At 70.2% G+C, this 16,241-nt stretch carries 18 protein-coding genes; 11 read left to right on the forward strand and 7 right to left on the reverse strand.

Going from position 1 to position 16,241, the window contains the following annotated elements:
- Nucleotides 1-146 precede the first annotated feature (146 nt).
- Complete coding sequence (locus PPSIR1_RS05450) at nt 147-1,211, forward strand: hypothetical protein (RefSeq protein ID WP_157595218.1); 1,065 nt, start codon at nt 147-149, stop codon at nt 1,209-1,211.
- 235 nt (nt 1,212-1,446) lie between these two features.
- On the opposite strand, the gene PPSIR1_RS05455 is transcribed toward PPSIR1_RS05450, so the two are convergent.
- Nucleotides 1,447-2,001, reverse strand: coding sequence for a hypothetical protein (locus tag PPSIR1_RS05455; protein WP_006969992.1), 555 nt, complete (start codon nt 1,999-2,001; stop codon nt 1,447-1,449).
- Nucleotides 2,002-2,140: 139 nt separating this feature from the next.
- Here PPSIR1_RS05455 and PPSIR1_RS05460 point away from each other — a divergent pair, with 139 nt between their 5' ends.
- Nucleotides 2,141-2,728 carry a hypothetical protein gene (locus PPSIR1_RS05460; protein WP_157595219.1) on the forward strand — a complete coding sequence of 196 codons (588 nt, stop codon included), beginning with the start codon at nt 2,141-2,143 and terminating at the stop codon, nt 2,726-2,728.
- Nucleotides 2,729-2,741: 13 nt separating this feature from the next.
- Here PPSIR1_RS05460 and PPSIR1_RS05465 read toward each other — a convergent pair whose 3' ends face one another.
- Nucleotides 2,742-3,446, reverse strand: a complete 705-nt coding sequence (locus PPSIR1_RS05465; protein WP_157595220.1) for a hypothetical protein — start codon at nt 3,444-3,446, stop codon at nt 2,742-2,744.
- Between the two features lie 251 nt (nt 3,447-3,697).
- Here PPSIR1_RS05465 and PPSIR1_RS05470 point away from each other — a divergent pair, with 251 nt between their 5' ends.
- Nucleotides 3,698-4,525: a 2,3,4,5-tetrahydropyridine-2,6-dicarboxylate N-succinyltransferase gene (locus tag PPSIR1_RS05470; protein WP_006969996.1), complete on the forward strand. Its 828-nt coding sequence runs from the start codon at nt 3,698-3,700 to the stop codon at nt 4,523-4,525.
- A gap of 691 nt (nt 4,526-5,216) precedes the next feature.
- The gene (locus tag PPSIR1_RS05475; RefSeq protein ID WP_006969997.1) at nt 5,217-5,777 is read left to right on the forward strand and encodes a hypothetical protein; all 561 of its coding nucleotides are present in this window, start codon (nt 5,217-5,219) and stop codon (nt 5,775-5,777) included.
- A 142-nt stretch (nt 5,778-5,919) separates the two neighbouring features.
- Here the strand turns inward: PPSIR1_RS05475 and PPSIR1_RS05480 are convergent, their stop codons facing one another.
- Complete coding sequence (locus PPSIR1_RS05480) at nt 5,920-6,318, reverse strand: DoxX family protein (RefSeq protein ID WP_006969998.1); 399 nt, start codon at nt 6,316-6,318, stop codon at nt 5,920-5,922.
- Nucleotides 6,319-6,574: 256 nt separating this feature from the next.
- Nucleotides 6,575-7,318, reverse strand: coding sequence for an SDR family NAD(P)-dependent oxidoreductase (locus tag PPSIR1_RS05485; protein ID WP_006969999.1), 744 nt, complete (start codon nt 7,316-7,318; stop codon nt 6,575-6,577).
- 57 nt (nt 7,319-7,375) lie between these two features.
- Between PPSIR1_RS05485 and PPSIR1_RS05490 the strand changes: the two genes are divergently transcribed.
- Both PPSIR1_RS05490 and PPSIR1_RS05495 read left to right on the forward strand, forming a co-directional pair.
- On the forward strand, nt 7,376-7,780 hold the full coding sequence (locus tag PPSIR1_RS05490) for a hypothetical protein (protein ID WP_157595221.1): 405 nt from the start codon (nt 7,376-7,378) through the stop codon (nt 7,778-7,780).
- A complete protein-coding gene (locus tag PPSIR1_RS05495; protein WP_006970001.1) occupies nt 7,777-8,703 on the forward strand; it encodes a hypothetical protein in 927 nt (308 codons plus the stop codon). Before PPSIR1_RS05490 ends, PPSIR1_RS05495 begins: the two co-directional genes overlap by 4 nt.
- Nucleotides 8,704-8,725: 22 nt before the next feature.
- On the opposite strand, the gene PPSIR1_RS05500 is transcribed toward PPSIR1_RS05495, so the two are convergent.
- On the reverse strand, nt 8,726-9,745 hold the full coding sequence (locus PPSIR1_RS05500) for a hypothetical protein (RefSeq protein ID WP_157595222.1): 1,020 nt from the start codon (nt 9,743-9,745) through the stop codon (nt 8,726-8,728).
- Nucleotides 9,746-9,898: 153 nt separating this feature from the next.
- On the opposite strand from PPSIR1_RS05500, the gene PPSIR1_RS05505 reads away from it, so the two are divergent.
- Together PPSIR1_RS05505 and PPSIR1_RS05510 are read left to right on the forward strand one after the other, a co-directional pair.
- Nucleotides 9,899-10,849, forward strand: a complete 951-nt coding sequence (locus PPSIR1_RS05505; RefSeq protein ID WP_006970003.1) for a YkgJ family cysteine cluster protein — start codon at nt 9,899-9,901, stop codon at nt 10,847-10,849.
- Nucleotides 10,850-10,895: 46 nt separating this feature from the next.
- A complete protein-coding gene (locus PPSIR1_RS05510) occupies nt 10,896-11,438 on the forward strand; it encodes a hypothetical protein (protein ID WP_157595223.1) in 543 nt (180 codons plus the stop codon).
- Between the two features lie 2 nt (nt 11,439-11,440).
- Here the strand turns inward: PPSIR1_RS05510 and PPSIR1_RS05515 are convergent, their stop codons facing one another.
- Nucleotides 11,441-12,097 carry a PilZ domain-containing protein gene (locus PPSIR1_RS05515; RefSeq protein ID WP_006970005.1) on the reverse strand — a complete coding sequence of 219 codons (657 nt, stop codon included), beginning with the start codon at nt 12,095-12,097 and terminating at the stop codon, nt 11,441-11,443.
- A gap of 173 nt (nt 12,098-12,270) precedes the next feature.
- On the opposite strand from PPSIR1_RS05515, the gene PPSIR1_RS05520 reads away from it, so the two are divergent.
- From PPSIR1_RS05520 to PPSIR1_RS05530, 3 genes are all read left to right on the forward strand, one after another.
- Nucleotides 12,271-12,663 (forward strand): TraR/DksA family transcriptional regulator, encoded by a 393-nt coding sequence (locus PPSIR1_RS05520; RefSeq protein WP_006970006.1) that lies wholly within the window; start codon nt 12,271-12,273, stop codon nt 12,661-12,663.
- A 28-nt stretch (nt 12,664-12,691) separates the two neighbouring features.
- Nucleotides 12,692-14,131, forward strand: a complete 1,440-nt coding sequence (locus PPSIR1_RS05525; protein ID WP_045115448.1) for an aldehyde dehydrogenase family protein — start codon at nt 12,692-12,694, stop codon at nt 14,129-14,131.
- 133 nt (nt 14,132-14,264) lie between these two features.
- Nucleotides 14,265-15,620: a glutamine synthetase family protein gene (locus tag PPSIR1_RS05530; RefSeq protein WP_006970008.1), complete on the forward strand. Its 1,356-nt coding sequence runs from the start codon at nt 14,265-14,267 to the stop codon at nt 15,618-15,620.
- 11 nt (nt 15,621-15,631) lie between these two features.
- Here PPSIR1_RS05530 and PPSIR1_RS50700 read toward each other — a convergent pair whose 3' ends face one another.
- Nucleotides 15,632-16,207 carry a sulfotransferase domain-containing protein gene (locus PPSIR1_RS50700; protein ID WP_006970009.1) on the reverse strand — a complete coding sequence of 192 codons (576 nt, stop codon included), beginning with the start codon at nt 16,205-16,207 and terminating at the stop codon, nt 15,632-15,634.
- Between the last annotated feature and the right edge of the window lie 34 nt (nt 16,208-16,241).

Below are 16,241 nucleotides of genomic sequence, written 5' to 3' on the forward strand. Positions count from 1 at the left end.
CCGGGTCCACCAGATACCCGGGGGCTGCTGCGTGGGCGTGCCCGCTGAGCATCGCAGAGGTGACGAATGACCGCCCCCTCGTGCGCAGATTTCATCGTTCTGGCCCAATTCCCACGGGGACCCCGCGGTCCCGCTATGCTGTCTCCATGCTCGGTTCCCCCGGCGGCAGCATGCTCTTCGCCTGCGCGCTCATCGTGGTCCTGGTCGCCGGACTCTTCGTCCTCGGTGACCGCGCCTTGGGCGTCGAGCGCCGCCGCTCCCTGGGCGGCTGGCTCATCGACGAGCTCCCCGCCGAGGCCCGCGTCGACACCCTGCCGCAGGCCTTCATCGAGTGGTTCGACGCGCTGTTCCGGACCCGCGCGGTCTCCGTGCTCGGCGTCGAGCTCCACCTCCCGCGATTGGGGCGCTCGCTGCTCGCCTCGGGGATCGCGCTGATCGCCGCCGCCCTGGTCTGGCTGGCCAACAAGGGCGCCCTCGCCGAGGCCCCCAGCTCGGGCACGAACGTCGCCCTGCTCGGCCTGCTCTACGGCGGGGCGACCATCGCGACCAACCTGATCCCCGACTACCTCTCCCTGGTCGAGAGCCGCTTCGTGCTCGGGCGCATGGCCGCGGCCCGCGGCCCGCTGGCCCGCCTGGGCTGGCTCGCCGTCGACGTCGTCGCGTCCATGGCGATCGTGTTCGGCTTCGTGTTCCTGTCGTTTTGGCTGGCCCTGCCCCTGGTCCCCGAGGGGGCCGACTACGCCGTGGGCTGCCTCGACCGCGAGAGCCTGAGCTTCGCCCGCATGGTCGACATCTTCGTCGCCGGCCTGACCTTCAGCACGCCGCCGGGCACCCTCAACTACGACGTCTCGGGCGTCTACATCTACTCGAGCCTGTTCACCTCGTTTTGGGTGTGGATCTACCTGGCCTCGACCCTGCTGGTCCGCGTCGCCCAGCTCGCCCCGGGCCTGCGCGCCTTCCTGCGCGACGCCTGCCGCGTCCACGACTACCCCCTGCGCGTGCTCGCGGCCGCCTCGGCCCTCGTCGCCGTCGTCGCCCTGACCCTGCCGCCGCTGCTGCGCCCGCTCCTGCCCGAGGATCGTCAGCACACCAACGGCATGGACGGCGACGTCTGGGAGGTCGACCTGTGCCGCGAGAAGCACTTCAGGGAATTCATGTTCCCGCTCCCAAACCAGCGCGTCCGCCAAAACCCAGGCGGCTGGCCGTTCTGACACCCCCGCCAGACCACGCCCCACCAGACAGCACCTTCCTCCTCGCCAGACAACGCCCCCTCGCCCCGCCAGATAGCACCCCCCTTGGGGGGTGGCCACATGCGCCCTAGAAGGCACGAACGAGTTTGAGGACAACCCAGAGCGGAGGAGCGGCCAGCGACGAAGCGTCCCCGGTCCTACCCGCCTGCGGGGGCATGACAGCACGCGTCCCCGGTCTGAGCCGCCCGCGGGGGCATTACAGGTACTCGAAGCCCCAGGTCATGGCTTCGTTGGGGTCGTCGCTGTAGCCGTCGACGAAGTCGACGATCTCCGAGCCGGTCAGCTCCGTCGCGCGCATGGCCCAGCCCTTGATGCCCAGGTAGAGGGCGCGGTGGGGCTTGGGCACCTCGGCGAGCTTGAGGGTCACGCGGTGGCGATCGTTGGGGTCGCGGTGGACCGTCATCGTCCCGAAGTCGAACTGCGAGTGCCAGGCCTTGGCCGCGCGATCGAGCAGGAAGTTGAGGTTCCCGAAGCGAAAGAAGATCCGATAGATGCCGGTCAGGTTGTGCTCGCAAGAGAAGCGGCCGAGCTCCTCGACGAGCTGCATGTCGCCGCGGCCGAGCACCTTGTCGACGGCGACGTTGAGCTCGACGAAGACGTCGAAGGGGTACCAGACCGTCTCGAGCGGCCCGCCGTCCATCATGTCCTTGCCGGCCGGGCCGAGCTCGGCGAGAATTTTCTGGTAGGCCTCGTCACCCGCCTGGCGCACGTACATGTAGCGCGACCGGATGACGTGACCACTGACCTGCATCGCCCAACGCTAGCGACTTCCCGCCCAGGTCTCAACTCTTTCGTGACACCCCGGCCAGCCCTGGAGCCTCTGCGCGGCTGCCTCGAATTGCCGGCCGCGGGCGCGCAGGTGCCCCTGATTTTCTGTTACCGTCTCCGCGATGTCGAATGCGGTGCGAGTCGACCTTCGTGAAGCCACGCTGAGCAACAGTGCGACCCTGACCGAGGGGGAGCCGGCCTTCCTGGCCCTCGACAACCCACCACCGGTGCGCAGCCTGCTCAAGGTCCACGTCGGCGAGGCGCTGCGCGTGTTCGAGGTTGGCCGCGTGGTCGAGGTCGTCGACGAGCGCGAGCAGGCCCGCGGCTGCTACGGCACCTTCGTCGACGACGAGCGCCTCGCCGAGCAGGGCAAGGTCGGCTCGGAGCACCTCGAGCCCGGCATCACCGACAGCGGCGTACCGGCGCCGGTGGTCATCATGAACACCGCCGACATGATGCTCGGCGAGCCCGGTGGCTCCAGCGAGTCCAGCGAGCCCAGCGAAGCGGAGGCTTCCGAGGCCGCGGCCAGCGAGGACGCGCCGGCCGAGGGCGCCGAGGCTTCCGCGGACGAGAGCGCGGACGCCGAGGGTGACGACGCGCCTGCCGAGGGTGAGGCCGCTGCCGAGGGCGACGCTCCGGCCGAAGGCGGCGAAGCTGCTGCCGACGGCGACGCGCCTGCCGACGGCGACGCGCCTGCCGAAGACGACTGAGCCCGAGGCGTCCTCAAGCCGGCGGCAGCGCAGCGTTGCCGCCCGAGGGCTCTTTTTTGGTCCCGGACTCGACCGCGAGCTTGCGCTCCATGCCGCGGACCTTGGCCGTGAAGAAGGCCTCGGCGCCGGCGTAGAGCGCGACGAAGATCGAGATCGGCGAGAGGTGGGTGAGCAGCGCGAGGCTCCACACCGCGAACACGAGGGAGGCCCGGCCGACGTCGCCGTTGAGCAGCTGCCCCGTGCCCGGCAAGAACAGGCTCAGCAGACCCGCCGTCACCGGCAAGCGCGGCTCCTCCTCGTCGTCGAACACCGCGAGCTCGTCGGGCTCGCGCAGCATCAAGGCGTTGGTCTCTCCGAGCTCGTGGGCGGCCTCGCGGAACATCGCCTCGAGCTGGGCCTTGCGCGCGGGCGCGACGGAGTAACGCAAGCTGCCCTCCGCCACGGGCTCGAGCTCGCCGGCCTGGACCAGCGCGTCGATGGCCGTCTCGATGTCCCGCCGGGGCCGCTCGAGGGCCCGCGCCGCGGTCACGGCCGTGATCGTCGTGATGCCCGGCTCCGAGAACAGACTCAGGACCCGAGCGGGGAGCGAGCTGTCGTCCAGACGGGTCTCGGGCTCCGCCTCGGGCGTCGCGTCGTGGTCCCAGCCCACGCTCCCGCGATCCGTCAGCGCCGCGGCCTTCCGGCCCGATCGCCGCGCTCCCTCTCGGTGACGACGCATGCGGTCGAGGGATCGCCTGACTTTGGCCTTGCCTTCGGTCATCTGAGCGCGCCGCGGTCGGACCCGCGGAAGAACAGCATGCCAATGAATTGGGGCTGGGGGTACCGCGTACCCCCCAAGTCGTCGGTGACGGCCACCGAGGGCCCTCTGGGCGGACATCGTCGGCCGACAGCGCGCTCCCCCGAGCTCTCCGAGCCTCTGCGCACCTGGCGCCTCTGGAGTTCAGCGCCCTCGCGTGCGACACGGAGCCCATGAGCGAGACCCTCGAGCGACTCATCCGCGCCGCCTACGAAGACCGCAGCCTGCTGGCCAAATCCGAGCACGTCGACGCCGTCGAAGAGACCATCGCCCTGCTCGATCGTGGCGAGCTGCGCGTGGCGACCCCGCCCGAGGGCGAGGGCGGCAGCTGGACCGTGCACGCCTGGGTCAAGCAGGCGATCCTGCTCTACTTCGGCACCCGCAAGCTCGAGACCATGGAGGTCGGGCCGTTCGAGTACTACGACAAGATCCCGCTCAAGCGCGGCTGGGCCGAGGCCGGCGTGCGCGTCGTGCCCCCCGCGACCGCCCGCCGCGGCGCCTTCATCGAGCGCGGCGCCGTGCTCATGCCCAGCTACGTCAACGTGGGCGCCTGGGTCGGCAGCGGCACCATGGTCGACACCTGGGCCACCGTGGGCAGCTGCGCGCAGATCGGCCGCCACGTCCACCTGTCTGGCGGCGTGGGCATCGGCGGCGTGCTCGAGCCCCCCGGAGCCACCCCGGTCATCGTCGAGGACGGCTGCTTCCTCGGCTCCCGGGCCATCGTCGTCGAGGGCGTGCACATCGAGCGCGAGGCCGTGCTCGGGGCCAACGTGGTCATCACCGCCTCGACCCCGATCATCGACGTCAGCGGCAGCGAGCCCGTCGAGCACCGCGGCCGCGTGCCCGCGCGCAGCGTGGTGATTCCTGGCACCCGCCCCAAGTCCTTCCCCGCCGGGGACTACCAGCTCGCTTGCGCGCTGATCATTGGCCAGCGCAAGGCCAGCACGGACAAGCGCACCAGCCTCGAGGACGCCCTGCGCGACTTCGACGTGCAGGTCTGAGTCGTGGACGTGGGGCAGGGAGGGCGTGGCGTCGTCCACGACGGCTAGAGCAGACAGGGACTGTGAAAACTTCACAGTCCCTGAGTCTCTGCTCTACCCCCACAGGCATCTGGGCACCGGGGGCGCTTCGTCGCTCCGCTCCTCCGCTTTGGCTTGGTGGGCAATGGGGTTCGTGCCTTGGAGAAGGCGCGTGGTCGCCCCCGCTCGCGGGGGCGTGGATTCGTTGACAGTCCCTGAGTTCTGTTTTGCCCCCACAGGCGCCTGGGACCGGGGGCGCTTCGTCGCTCCGCTCCTCCGCTTTGGCTTGGTGGGCAATGAAGTTCGTGCCTTCGAGAAGGCTCGTGGTCGCCCCCGCTCGCGGGGGCGTGGGTTCGTGGGTTTGCCCCCACAGCCGCCTGGGACTGGGGGCGCTTCGTCGCTCCGCTCCTCCGCTTGGCTTGGTGGGCAATGGAGTTCGTCCCTTCGACCACCTCTCGCGATCGGGACGGTGAAAGGCCGGTGAGTGAGCACACTCTTTTGTGACCATCAAAGATGGGCCGAGCGTTGATCGAGTCAGTACCCGCTCGGTACCTACCACTCGAATCGCGGGTAGTTCGACCCAACACCGCGATTCAGTGGAGACAACACAATGGTTGCAAGCCCGATCCCCCCGGCCCAAAAAAGCACACACTTTCAGGCGAACCGTAGAGCCATGAAAGCACCGCTGACCCCCCTGTTCGCCATTGGCCTCACCCTGCTCCCCGCCACGGCCTTCGCCGCGAAGCCCGACCTGACCTTCTCGAACATCGACGGCTTCTACGACCCCGCCACCGACCTGGTCAACCTCGAGCTCACGGTCAAGAACGCCGGCGACGCGGCGACCAACCATCCCTTCTTCGTCGACGTGTTCGGGGCCGAGAAGGGCAACTGGGACGAGTGTGCCGAGACCGCGACGGACTTCGCCTCCGTCCCGGCGGGGCTCCAGCCCGGCGCCGAGGTGGTGGTCGAGCTCGAGATCGACCGGGACTTCACCCAGCTCGGCCCGCTCTACTTCTTCGTCGACATCGACGAGCTCGTGTTCGAGAGCGACGAGGGCAACAACGAGGGCCTGGTCCACGTCCTCGACGCCGACCCCAACGAGCCCGTCGTGACCATCAGCAACCTCCAAGAGAACAACCCCCAGTGCCTGCGCGACACCGTGTTCAACGCCTTTGGCGTGATGATCGGCGCCGTCGCCGACGTGTTCTACTCGAAGCTGCGCATCCTTCCCTGAGTGCAGCCATCCCAATCACCATCCTCGAGGAGGGTGTACGCAAAGCTGCGTGCGCCCTCTTCGTCGCTAAACGGCACCGAACAGCAGGCACACCGGCGGCCCGGGTGTCGCCCACACCGGCGACGATGACAGCGGTCGACCGCTACTGATCGGCGTCGGCGTCGGGCAGCTTGCGGTCGTCGGCGCGCAGGTACCAGCTGGCGAAGGCGAGGATCGTGAACACGATCGGGCCGATGTACTTGTCGGGCCCGTCGCCGTTGGCGATGTGCGAGTAGGCGGCGCCGCTCAGGTCGATGACGATGCCCGCGTAGGCCCACTCTTTCAGGCGCGGGAACTTGGGCGCGACGATCGCGACGGCGCCGAGGAACTTGGCCAGGCCGATGAAGCGGACGATGTACTCCGGGTAGCCCAGGTCGAGGAAGAACTGCACCGCCTCGGGGAAGGCGATGAGATCGGCGAGCCCGCTCGCGCCCATGATGAAGGCGACGATCCCCGTGGTGATCCAGTAGCCAACCTTGCGCCCCGTACTCTGCTCAGCCATGACCCATTCTCGCCCACGGCCCGCACCCCTGCCAAGGGCTCAGGGACTGTGAAGTTTAGCCGTCGTGGACGACCCCACGCCCTCCCTGCCCCACGTCCACGACTCAAAGGCTGTCAACGAATCCACGCCCCCGCTTGCGGGGGCGACCACATGCCCTCTCAATGGCACGAACTCCATTGCCCACCAAGCCAAAGCGGAGGAGCGGACAGCGACGAAGCGCCCGCGGTCCCAGGCGGCTGCGGGGGCAAAACAGAACTCAGCGGCCCGACAGAAAAGGCAGGCGCTGGAAGATCGGCTCGGGCAGGTTGCGGACGACGAGCATGATCCACCGCCACCACCCGGGCACGTAGATGACGTGGCGACGACCCTCGAGGCCGCGGAGGATCGCCGCCGCGACCTGCGGCACCTCGGCGAACACCGCGGTCTTCGGGTGATCGACGGTCATCGGCGTGTCGACGGGACCCAGCTTGAAGTTGTGCACGCGCACCCCCTGGGGGCCCAGGACGCTGCGCAGGCCCTCGAGGTAGTGGCTCAGCCCGCCCTTGGCCGCGCCGTAGGTGAAGTTCCGGGGGCGGCCGCGCTCGCCGGCGACGGAGGTGATGACGCCGAGGTGACCCGCGCCGGCCTCGGCGAAGTGGCGGCCCAGGGGCACGAGCAGGGCGACGACGGAGCTGAGGTTGGTGTGCAGCGTGGCCATGGCCTCGCCGACATCCCGCTCGGAGCGGAGCTGATCGCCGAGGCGACCGTGGGCGATGAGGGCGAGGTCGAGGCCGCCGAGGCTCGCTAGCGCCCCTTCGATCCGCGCCTCGGCGGCGTCAACCTCGTCGAGGTCGGCCTGGGCCGAGCCGATCACCGCCGGGCCGAGCTCGGCCTCGAGGGCGGCGAGCTTGGTCGGGTTGCGGGCCAACAGGTAGAGGCGATCACCCCGAACGGCACAGCGCCGCGCGACCTCGGAGGCGATGGCCGAGGTCGCGCCGATGATGAGCACCCGCCGCGCCATGGCGAGGGAGTGTACGCGGCGTCCCACCCCGGCGACATGGCGCGGTATGCTCCCGCCATGAGCCCGCCCCCTCGCCGCCTCGTCGTTTCTGTGGGAACCAGCCTCCTCGCCGCCTCGCTCGTCACGGGCGCGGGCGCCTGCGACGGCCCCTCCGTCAACCCCGGGGCCGAGCCCGAAAAGCCCGACTTGGATGCGGGCGCCGAGGGAGCCCACGCGCAGGAGGCCGGCGAGGTCACGGTCAACACCGCGCCCGAGCCCCCGCCCGAGGAGCCGATCCACACCAACCCCGGCCCCGACCCCAGCGGCGCCGACGCGGGCCCGCCCCCCGAGCTCGAGGCCCCCGCCGAAGAAAAGCGGGTCAACACCGGCCCCGAGCCCGAGCCCGAGCCCGAAAAGAAGGTGGAGCCCAAGCACGTCAACACTGGGCCCGCGGACAAAAAGCACGACGCGAAGGCCCCGTGAGCGACGCGCCGGCTGGCGGCCCGACCCTCGTCGCGGCCCTCGCCTCCCCGAGCCCCCGGCTGGCGACGATCCACCGCCGGCAGGTCCACCGCGATCCCTGGCCAGACTTCTCCACCTTCGACCCGGCGCCGTGGTCCGTGGACCAGCGCCGCCGAGCCGCGCGCGAGTGGGCGCACCGCGGGCGCAACGAGCTCGGCTCGGTCCAGCAGTTCAGCGAGCTGTGCCACGCCCTGGCGACGGCGCGGGTCGAGTTCGAGATCCTCGGCAGCCTCGCCCGGCTGATCACCGACGAGGTCCGCCACGCCCAGCTGTGCACGGAGTTCGCCGCGGTCTTGTGGCCCGCCGAGGCCCTCGGACCCATCGAGGACACCCTCGACTGGCCCCGACCTCGGGCGCCGTGGCGAGCCGCCCCCGAGCTTCGACGGCCGCGGGCGGAAGGGGACCCGGACGACGAGAGCGCCGTGCTGCGCTGGGCCGCGAGCGCGATCCTGACGGCCTGCTGCCTGGGCGAGACGCTGTCTCGGCCCATGCTCGAGGCCCTGGCGATCGTCGCCACCGAGCCGCTCGCGGAGGCCGTGTGTCGGCAGATCCTGCGGGACGAGCACCTCCACGCGACCTTTGGCTGGGAGGCCCTCGGCGCCCTCTTGCCTCGCCTCGGCGAAGACGACCGCGCCGCCTTGCAAGCCCAGCTCGGCGAGGACCTGCGCGGCTTCGAGCGCACGGTGTGCGGCGGCATCGACATCGCCGAGGTCGCCGGCTGCGAGCTCGTCATCGAGCGCGGCGAGCCCAACCTCGGCGTCCTCGACACCCGGCAATACGCGATGATCTACTTCGCCTGCGTCGAGGGCGAGATCTTCCCGCGCCTGCGCGAGCTCGGCTTCGATACGCAATCAGCGTGGCTGGCCCGGGCCAAACCACGCTGATTGCAGCAGCGAAGGGCCAGACTCAGCCGGCCGGAGCCGCCGCGTCCTCGGCGGGCGCCGCCTCGGCTGGAGCCGCCTCGGCCGGCGCGGCCTCGGCCGGAGCCGCCTCAGCCGGGGCCGAGCCGCCCTCGACGTAGGACGCCGTGATCTCGGTGTTGAGCGCGAAGCTGAAGCTCTGGCCCTGGGCGTCGACGGTGGTCTCGCTGGCGCTGTAGCCCGTGAACGACACGGGCAGCTGGGTCTTGGTGTCGAAGAAGATCGTGAACGCCGACTCCTCGAGGGTCGAGACCATCGCCGAGCCGCCGCCGCCGGACAGCTCGGTGGCGCCGCTGCCCTCGATGGTCACGTCGAGCTCGGCGACCCCATTGGCGTCGATGCCCCGCAAGGTCCAGGTCTCGTCGACCTGCACCGGGATGGCGCCGAAGGGCAGCTGGCGCTCGTCGTCCTTGGTCGGGAGCTCGATCTTCTCGCCCTCCTTCAGGTCGACGGAGGGCAGGTCCGGGAGGCCAAAGAGGCCAAAGTCGTTGCCGTCGTCCTCGCCCTGGTTCTCCGCGAGGGCCTTGGTCGCGTCGTCATCGGCCTCGCCCTTGAGCGAGATGATCGACCAGCTCTCGGCCTTACGCAGGTCGCCCTCCATGTCGGGCACGGGCTGGCCGGCCTCCTCGGCCTGCTTCTTCATGAACTCGGGGTCCATGGAGCCGGTGCCCAGGTACTTGGTCAGCTCGAGGATCTGGCCGTGGACCTTGAGCTTGCCGCCCTCGGGCGCGGCCTCGATCAGGCTGCGGGCCTCGATCTCCGTGGCGCCCTGTCCCTCGGCCGAGCTCAGCTCGAGCTTGACCTGCATGGTCCCCGTCAAGGTGAAGCCGTCGGCCTTGTAGGTGTAGAGGGCCCCGCCCGAGTCCTTGGAGCCCCCGCCGTCCGCAGCACCGTCGCCGCCGCCTGGGTTGGTCGTGCCGCCGTCGCCCTTGTCGCAGCCGCCCACGGACAGGGCGAGCGCCAGGGTCAAAGCGGCGGTGGTCAGGGGACGAAGTCGGCGAGTCATGGCCCGCAACGCTACTCGCGCGCTCGTCGGTGCGCAACCGCTCGCACCCCTTCTAGAGCCCCTCAAACGCCGCTCGAGGCTCCTCCCCACGTGACCAGGCTCGCGTCCCGGCGCTGGCGGTGCGGCGCCCATTTGTTAGAAGTCGCGGTTGACGTGTTCGAATTCATCACCGCGCTGTTTGGACCCCGCATCAAGCTCGCGCGGGACCGTGTCACTCGCTTGCCCCGCCGGGTTCGCAAGTCCGCGAAGGAGCACGTCGAGACCATGCAGCGCATCGTCGACGACCTCGCCGGGCTCGAGGGCATCGCCGACGTCAAGCAGAGCAAGCGCCTGCCCCGGGGCTTTTACGACCGCGTCGAGGACCTGCTCGCCGCCTACGATCGCTACCTCGCGGCCGTGCGCGAGGGCCTCGGCGACCGAGCGGACGGCATGTTCCCCGCCGGCACCCCCGAGGGCGTCGGGGGCTGCTACGCCGCGCCCTTCGGCGTGACCGGGCCCGAGGCCATGCTGATCTACCGCGAGGTCCGGACCTGGCGCGACTTCCCCCAGATCGCCCAGCGCCTCGGCGAGCTCGGCGAGCAGCAGTTCAAGGACATCCAGGAGGGGCACCGCGGCCGCGACCCCGACAAGATCCGCATGACCTCCAAGGCCGCGGGCCTGGGCCGCAAGCGCTTCTCCGAGCGCGGCGAGGCCTGCCCCTTCCTCAACGAGTCCAAGGGCCGCTGCCGCCTCGGGGACAAGCGCCCGATGACCTGCCGCATGCACCACATCGGCGGCGACACGGCCAAGGGCGACCCCCGCCACGAGGACCACGAGAACGCCGAGCTGTTGAACATCCGCGTGCCCGTGCGCCCCCAGGTCGCCATCTCGCAGCTCGACAAGCGCATGGACATGGGCCTGACGCCCTTCCTCTACGCGAGCGTCCTGCAGCTGCTGCAGTTCGCCGAGGGCGAGCTGATCCTCGAGGTCGGCGAGGCGCCGCGGCGCATGCAGCAAGACGGGCGCGTGGCTCAAAAGGCCAACCGCAACGTCAAGCACGCGAAGAAGTTCCAAAAGGGCAAGAACAAGAGCAAGCCCAAAAAGAAGAAGAAAAAGAAGAAGTAGGGCGACGCTCGACGACTCACGATCGTCGACGCCGATGGAGGCAGCGGTGACAGTCTCTGAGCTGATTTTGGGCGAGGCCCGGCGAGCGAAGCTCTCCCAGTTTGGCTTTCCAGACCCCTTCATCCAGGCGCTCGACGAAGCGCCCTCCGACCCCATCACCGGCCGGGTCGTCGCGTCCAGCGGAGAGGTTCTCGCCGAGCTCCTCGACATCCCCGGCGTGGGGGATGCCCTCCCGCCCGGCCGCGTCGTTCCGGTGTGTCACAAAGAGGAGAGCCAGCTCGCGTACTACCTGCTCATCGAGGGGGAAGGCGCCGGCCCCGAGCTGGTCTACTGGGAGCCCGCCGCCACGGAGCCCGTCGGCAGCGCCCTGGCGTTCATGACCGAGCTGGTCATCGAGGCCTTCGAGGGAGACCTCCTCGAAGGTGAAGGCCTCGAGCCACACCAAGAGCGCGCGCGGCTCGGCGCGTGGGCGGACCGCATTGGCCACCCAGCCGGGGCCCGCCTCGTCGCCGAGCTCTACGCCATGATCGGCACCGACCAAAGCGCCCACTCGCCGACGTGGCGCGAGCGCTTTTTGGCCTCCATCTGAAGCTAGCCCTCGTCGCGCTCGTGCCAGCGCAGCAGCGCGGCGATCCGGGCCGAGGTCTCGCGATCGCCGATCCGAAACTTGACCCCAAAGCCCCGGTGCCCGCGGCTGCGGCCGACCCAGGCCACCGTCGCCTTGAGCGTCAGCGGCGTGGTGTGCATGAAGCCGACCACGCTGTCGTCGAGCTCGAGGCCGATGTCGCTGCCCACCGAGGGCGGCGCGCCCGTGCGGATGAAGGCGCCGCCCCGGCTCAGGTCGCCGATCTGGGTCTGGTGCGTGCCCAGGCCCCAGCGCCACACGGCCTGGATCTCCGAGTCGAGGCGCCGGGACGAGCGGGCCGCGGCGGACCGGCGCTGGTGCAGCACGTCGTGGACGTAGCTGGCCCGGCTGCGCTCCTCGGCCCCAAACACGATGGTCACCAGGGGCGCTCGCTCGCCCCGCTCGCGCCAGCCGTGGACCAGGCCGCGGAGCACGACCTCGTCGGCGTGGGCGCCAAAGCTGACCTCGATGTGGATGACGTCGCCCTTGGTCACGGGCTCGCGGGTGGGGATCTCGATGCGCCCTGCGTCGCTCGTCCCCGGCGGGCTCAACATGCTCGCCAGCCGCTCGTCGGCCTGCAGACGCAGCAGCCGAGCCGGCGTGTCCGGGCGCGCCGCGATCATGCTGAGCGTCGTCCGGCGACGCCTGCCTCGGCTCCGCTCCACCATCCCAGGACCATAGCGAGGCCCCATGGCGGACGCCAGATCGCGTGTTGCGCTCGGCGTATCGCTTTGTTCCCACCCGCCTTCGGGCCAGTGGCTCGCGGACCCCAACCTGGCCCTGCTAACCTCTCCAAATGGACGCCGCGACCTGTGCGCAGATGCGAGAGCGCCTGCTGTCTCTGCGTGACGAGCTCATCGCCAAGGGCAAGGAATCGATCCCCCCCGCGCGGACGGACGCCGTCGCCCAGCCCGACGAGGACGAGGCGCCGCTCACGGAGATGACCCAGTCGATCGCCTCGAGCCGCAACCGCGAGCGCGCGCAAAAATTGGCCGCGATCCGCGAGGCCCTGCTCCTGATCGACGAGGACCCCGAGGAGTACGGCATGTGCGAGGACTGTGAAGAGCCGATCAAGCGCCGCCGCCTCGAGCTCATGCCCTGGGTGAGCGTGTGCGTGCAATGCCAGGAAAAGCGCGAACGGGACGGTCGCGTGCCCTCTAGCCGGCGCAACCTGACGGACTACCGTTGACGGCGCTCACGCGCGTATGCTCGCGGCGATGACCCAACCTTCGCCCGTCGCCGTCATCTCCCCCATCGACGCCAGCGTCGCCCACGAGTATCGCCCCCTCGGCCTCGACGCGGCCCGGGCGACCGTCGACCGAGCCCGCCTCGCCCAGCGCGTGTGGAAGGCCCGGCCCATGGCCGACCGCGTCGAGCTGTGCACCAAGATGCTCGAGCACTTCGCGGCCAAGGCCAACGGCCACGCCACGCTGATCTCGAAGATGATGGGCAAGCCGCTGGCCGAGGCCCAGGGCGAGGCCCGGGTCATGGCCGGGCGGGTCGAGGCCCTGTGTCGCCTGGCGCCCGAAGCCCTCGCCGACGAGCCGCTGCCCGCCAAGGAGGGCTTCCACCGCTTCATCCGCCACGAGCCCGTCGGCGTGGTCCTCGACATCGCGGCGTGGAACTACCCGCTGCTGGTCCCGATCGGCGCCGTCGCGGGGGCCGTGCTCGCCGGCGACTCCGTGCTCATCAAGCACGCCCCGCAGACCGCCGCGTGCGGGGCGATGATCGCCGACGCCTTCGCCGAGGCCGGCGCGCTCATGGCCGCGCCGCCGCCCGAGGGCCTGGTCAGCGACTTCATGGTCAGCCACGAGACCGTCGGCACGATCCTCGACGAGCGCCGCGTCGATCAGGTCGCGTTCACGGGCTCGGTCCGCGGCGGCCACGAGGTGTTCCGGGCCGCCGCGCGCGAGAACTTCATGAATGTTGGCCTGGAGCTCGGGGGCAAGGACGCGGCCCTGGTCCTGCCCGACTGCGACTTCGAGTTCACCGTGGCCAACCTCGTCGAGGGCGCGTTCTACAACGCCGGCCAGAGCTGCTGCGCCATCGAGCGCATCTACGTGCACGCCGCGCTCTACGACCGCTTCGTCGAGGCCTACCTGGCCGAGGCCAAAAAATTGAAGCTCGGCAACCCCCTGGCCGCGGGCACGACCCTGGGCCCGGTGGTCAACGCCGACGCGGCCGCCCGGGTCCGCGCCCAGGTCGAGGCCGCCGTGGCCGCGGGCGCGACCGACCTGCTCGCCGCCCACGACTTCGCCGTACCCGACGCCTCGCCCTGCTACCTCGCCCCCGCCATGCTCGTCGACGTCGACCACACCATGGCGGTCATGCGCGAGGAGACCTTCGGCCCCGCCATCGGGATCATGAAGGTCGCCAGCGAGGCCGAGGCCGTCGCCCTGGCCAACGACTCGAGCTTCGGCCTGACGGCCTCGATCTGGTCCACCGACGACGCCCGCGTCGAGGCCATCGCCGGTCAGCTCGAGGTCGGGACCGTGTTCCAAAACCGGGCCGACTTCCTCGACCCCGAGCTGCCCTGGGTCGGCGTCAAGGACTCGGGCTCGGGGGTCTCGCTCTCGCACCTGGGCCTGCGCGCCCTGACCCGCCCGAAGTCCTTCCACTTGCGCCGGCGCGAGCCCGCCAAGGCGGACTCGCCCTAGCTTTGATGGAGGGCCCTCGCAGGCCCTCCCCCTGACCGGGCGGACCCGTCCAGGGTCCCCCTCCCAAGCGGTCGGGCTCACGCCCTCCGTGCCCCTGGCGGGGCCTGGCCCCGAACGACACGAGAAGCTCGCCATGCAATTCGACAGCCCCGAAGCCCTGTTCACCTACCTCGACCAGGAGACCATCCGCTTTTTCAAGATCGGCGTGTTCGACATCGACGGGGTGTTCCGCGGCAAGTACGTCAACCGCGACAAGTTCGAGTCGGCCGTGCGCAAGGGCTTTGGCTTTTGCGACGTCGTGCTCGGCTGGGACAGCCAGGACCAGCTCTACGACAACACCGAGGTCTCGGGCTGGCACACCGGCTACCGCGACGCCCCCGTGGAGCTCGACCTGAACTCGGTCCGCAAGCTGCCCTTCGAGGACGACACCATCTTGCTGCTCGGCCAGTTCTCCGGGGACTACGAGGCCGTGTGCCCGCGCCGGGTGCTCGAGCGCGTCGTGGCCAAAGCCGAGGCCATGGGCTTTCACCCCCGCGCCGCCCTCGAGTACGAGTTCTTCCTGTTCCAGGAGACCCCCGAGAGCGCCCGCGAGAAGAACTACACCAACCTCACCCCCCTGACCCCGGGCATGTTCGGCTACTCCATGCTCCGCTCGGGCGTGCACGCGGAGCTCTACCACGAGCTGCTCGAGACCATGGAGGCGCTCGAGTGCCCCATCGAGGGCCTGCACACCGAGACCGGCCCGGGCGTGCTCGAGGCGGCGCTCCGCCACGACATGGCCCGCGCGGCCGCGGACAAGGCCGCGCTGTTCAAGACCTACACCAAGGTCGTCGCCCAGCGCATGGGCCTGCTGGCGACCTTCATGTCGAAGTGGAGCAACGACTACCCCGGCCAGAGCGGGCACATCCACGTGTCCCTGGAGGACGCCGAGGGCAACAACGTGTTCGCCGACCCCAGCCGCCCCGGCGGCCTGTCGGAGACCATGGAGCACTTCATCGCCGGCCAGGTCACCTTGATGCCGCAGCTGCTGCCGATGATCTGCTCGACGGTCAACGCCTACCGCCGCCTGGTCCCGGGCATGTGGGCCCCGACCCACGCCAACTGGGGCGTCGAGAACCGGACCACCGCGATCCGGGTCATCCCGGGTGGAAAGAGCACGCGCAGCGAGTACCGCGTGGGCCCGGCCGACGCCAACCCGCACCTGGCCCTCGCGGCCGCCATCGCCTCGGGGCTGTGGGGCATCGAGAACCGGGTCAAGCCGCCCGCGGCTTGCGAAGGCAACGCCTACGAGAACCCGGGCGAGGAGACCGTGCCCCTGCCCGGCACCCTCGGCGAGGCCGCGCGCTTGTTCAAGAACTCGAAGGTCGCCCGCGACCTGTTCGGCGACGTGTTCGTCGACCACTTCGCGGCCACCCGCGAGTGGGAGGACCGCGAGGCTCGCAAGTTCGTGACCGACTGGGACAAGGCCCGCTACTTCGAGATCATTTGAGGGGCCCCAGCTCAGGCCGGCAGCTCGCCTGTGGCCAGCCAGCGGGCGCAGTCCTCACCGAGGCGCTCGGTGGCCGTCGCCTCGTAGCGGGCGACCTGCTCGGCGCTCAGCAGGTCGCGCCAGCGGCCGTTGGTGCCCTTGTGGATGAAGGTCTGCGGGCCGCCCTCCCAAAATACGCCGCCCAGGGGCGCGACCTTGCCAGCGTTGGCCTTCATGTAGTCGAAAGAGCAGTGCTGCGCGACCGCCCCCCAGTCGAGGCTGTCCGCGGCCACACCCAGGAACTCGGCGAGGCGCCGCGCCTCCCCGTCGAAGTCGCTGCGCAGCGCGGCGAAGTGGGTGAAGTGCAGGTTGGGCAAGGAGCGGATGTCCCACCAGCTGCGGACCAGCTCCCAAAACGACCACAGCGGGTAGCCGTCGCGCTCGAGCCAGGTGTCGAAGTACTCGACGACGGACTCCGGCGGGCGCGGCATGGGCTCGCCGACCAGCCCCGGCGTGTCGTTGAGGGTCGCGTACCACTGCTCGTTGGCGCGGGCGTGGTGGTTGAACAGGCTCCAGACCACGTCGCGCCCGTCTCGGCCCACGAACACGTACTTGGCGGTCTTCGGAGTAGACCAGCGCGTC

The sequence above is a fragment of the Plesiocystis pacifica SIR-1 genome, assembly GCF_000170895.1.
Taxonomy (GTDB): domain Bacteria; phylum Myxococcota_A; class Polyangia; order Nannocystales; family Nannocystaceae; genus Plesiocystis; species Plesiocystis pacifica.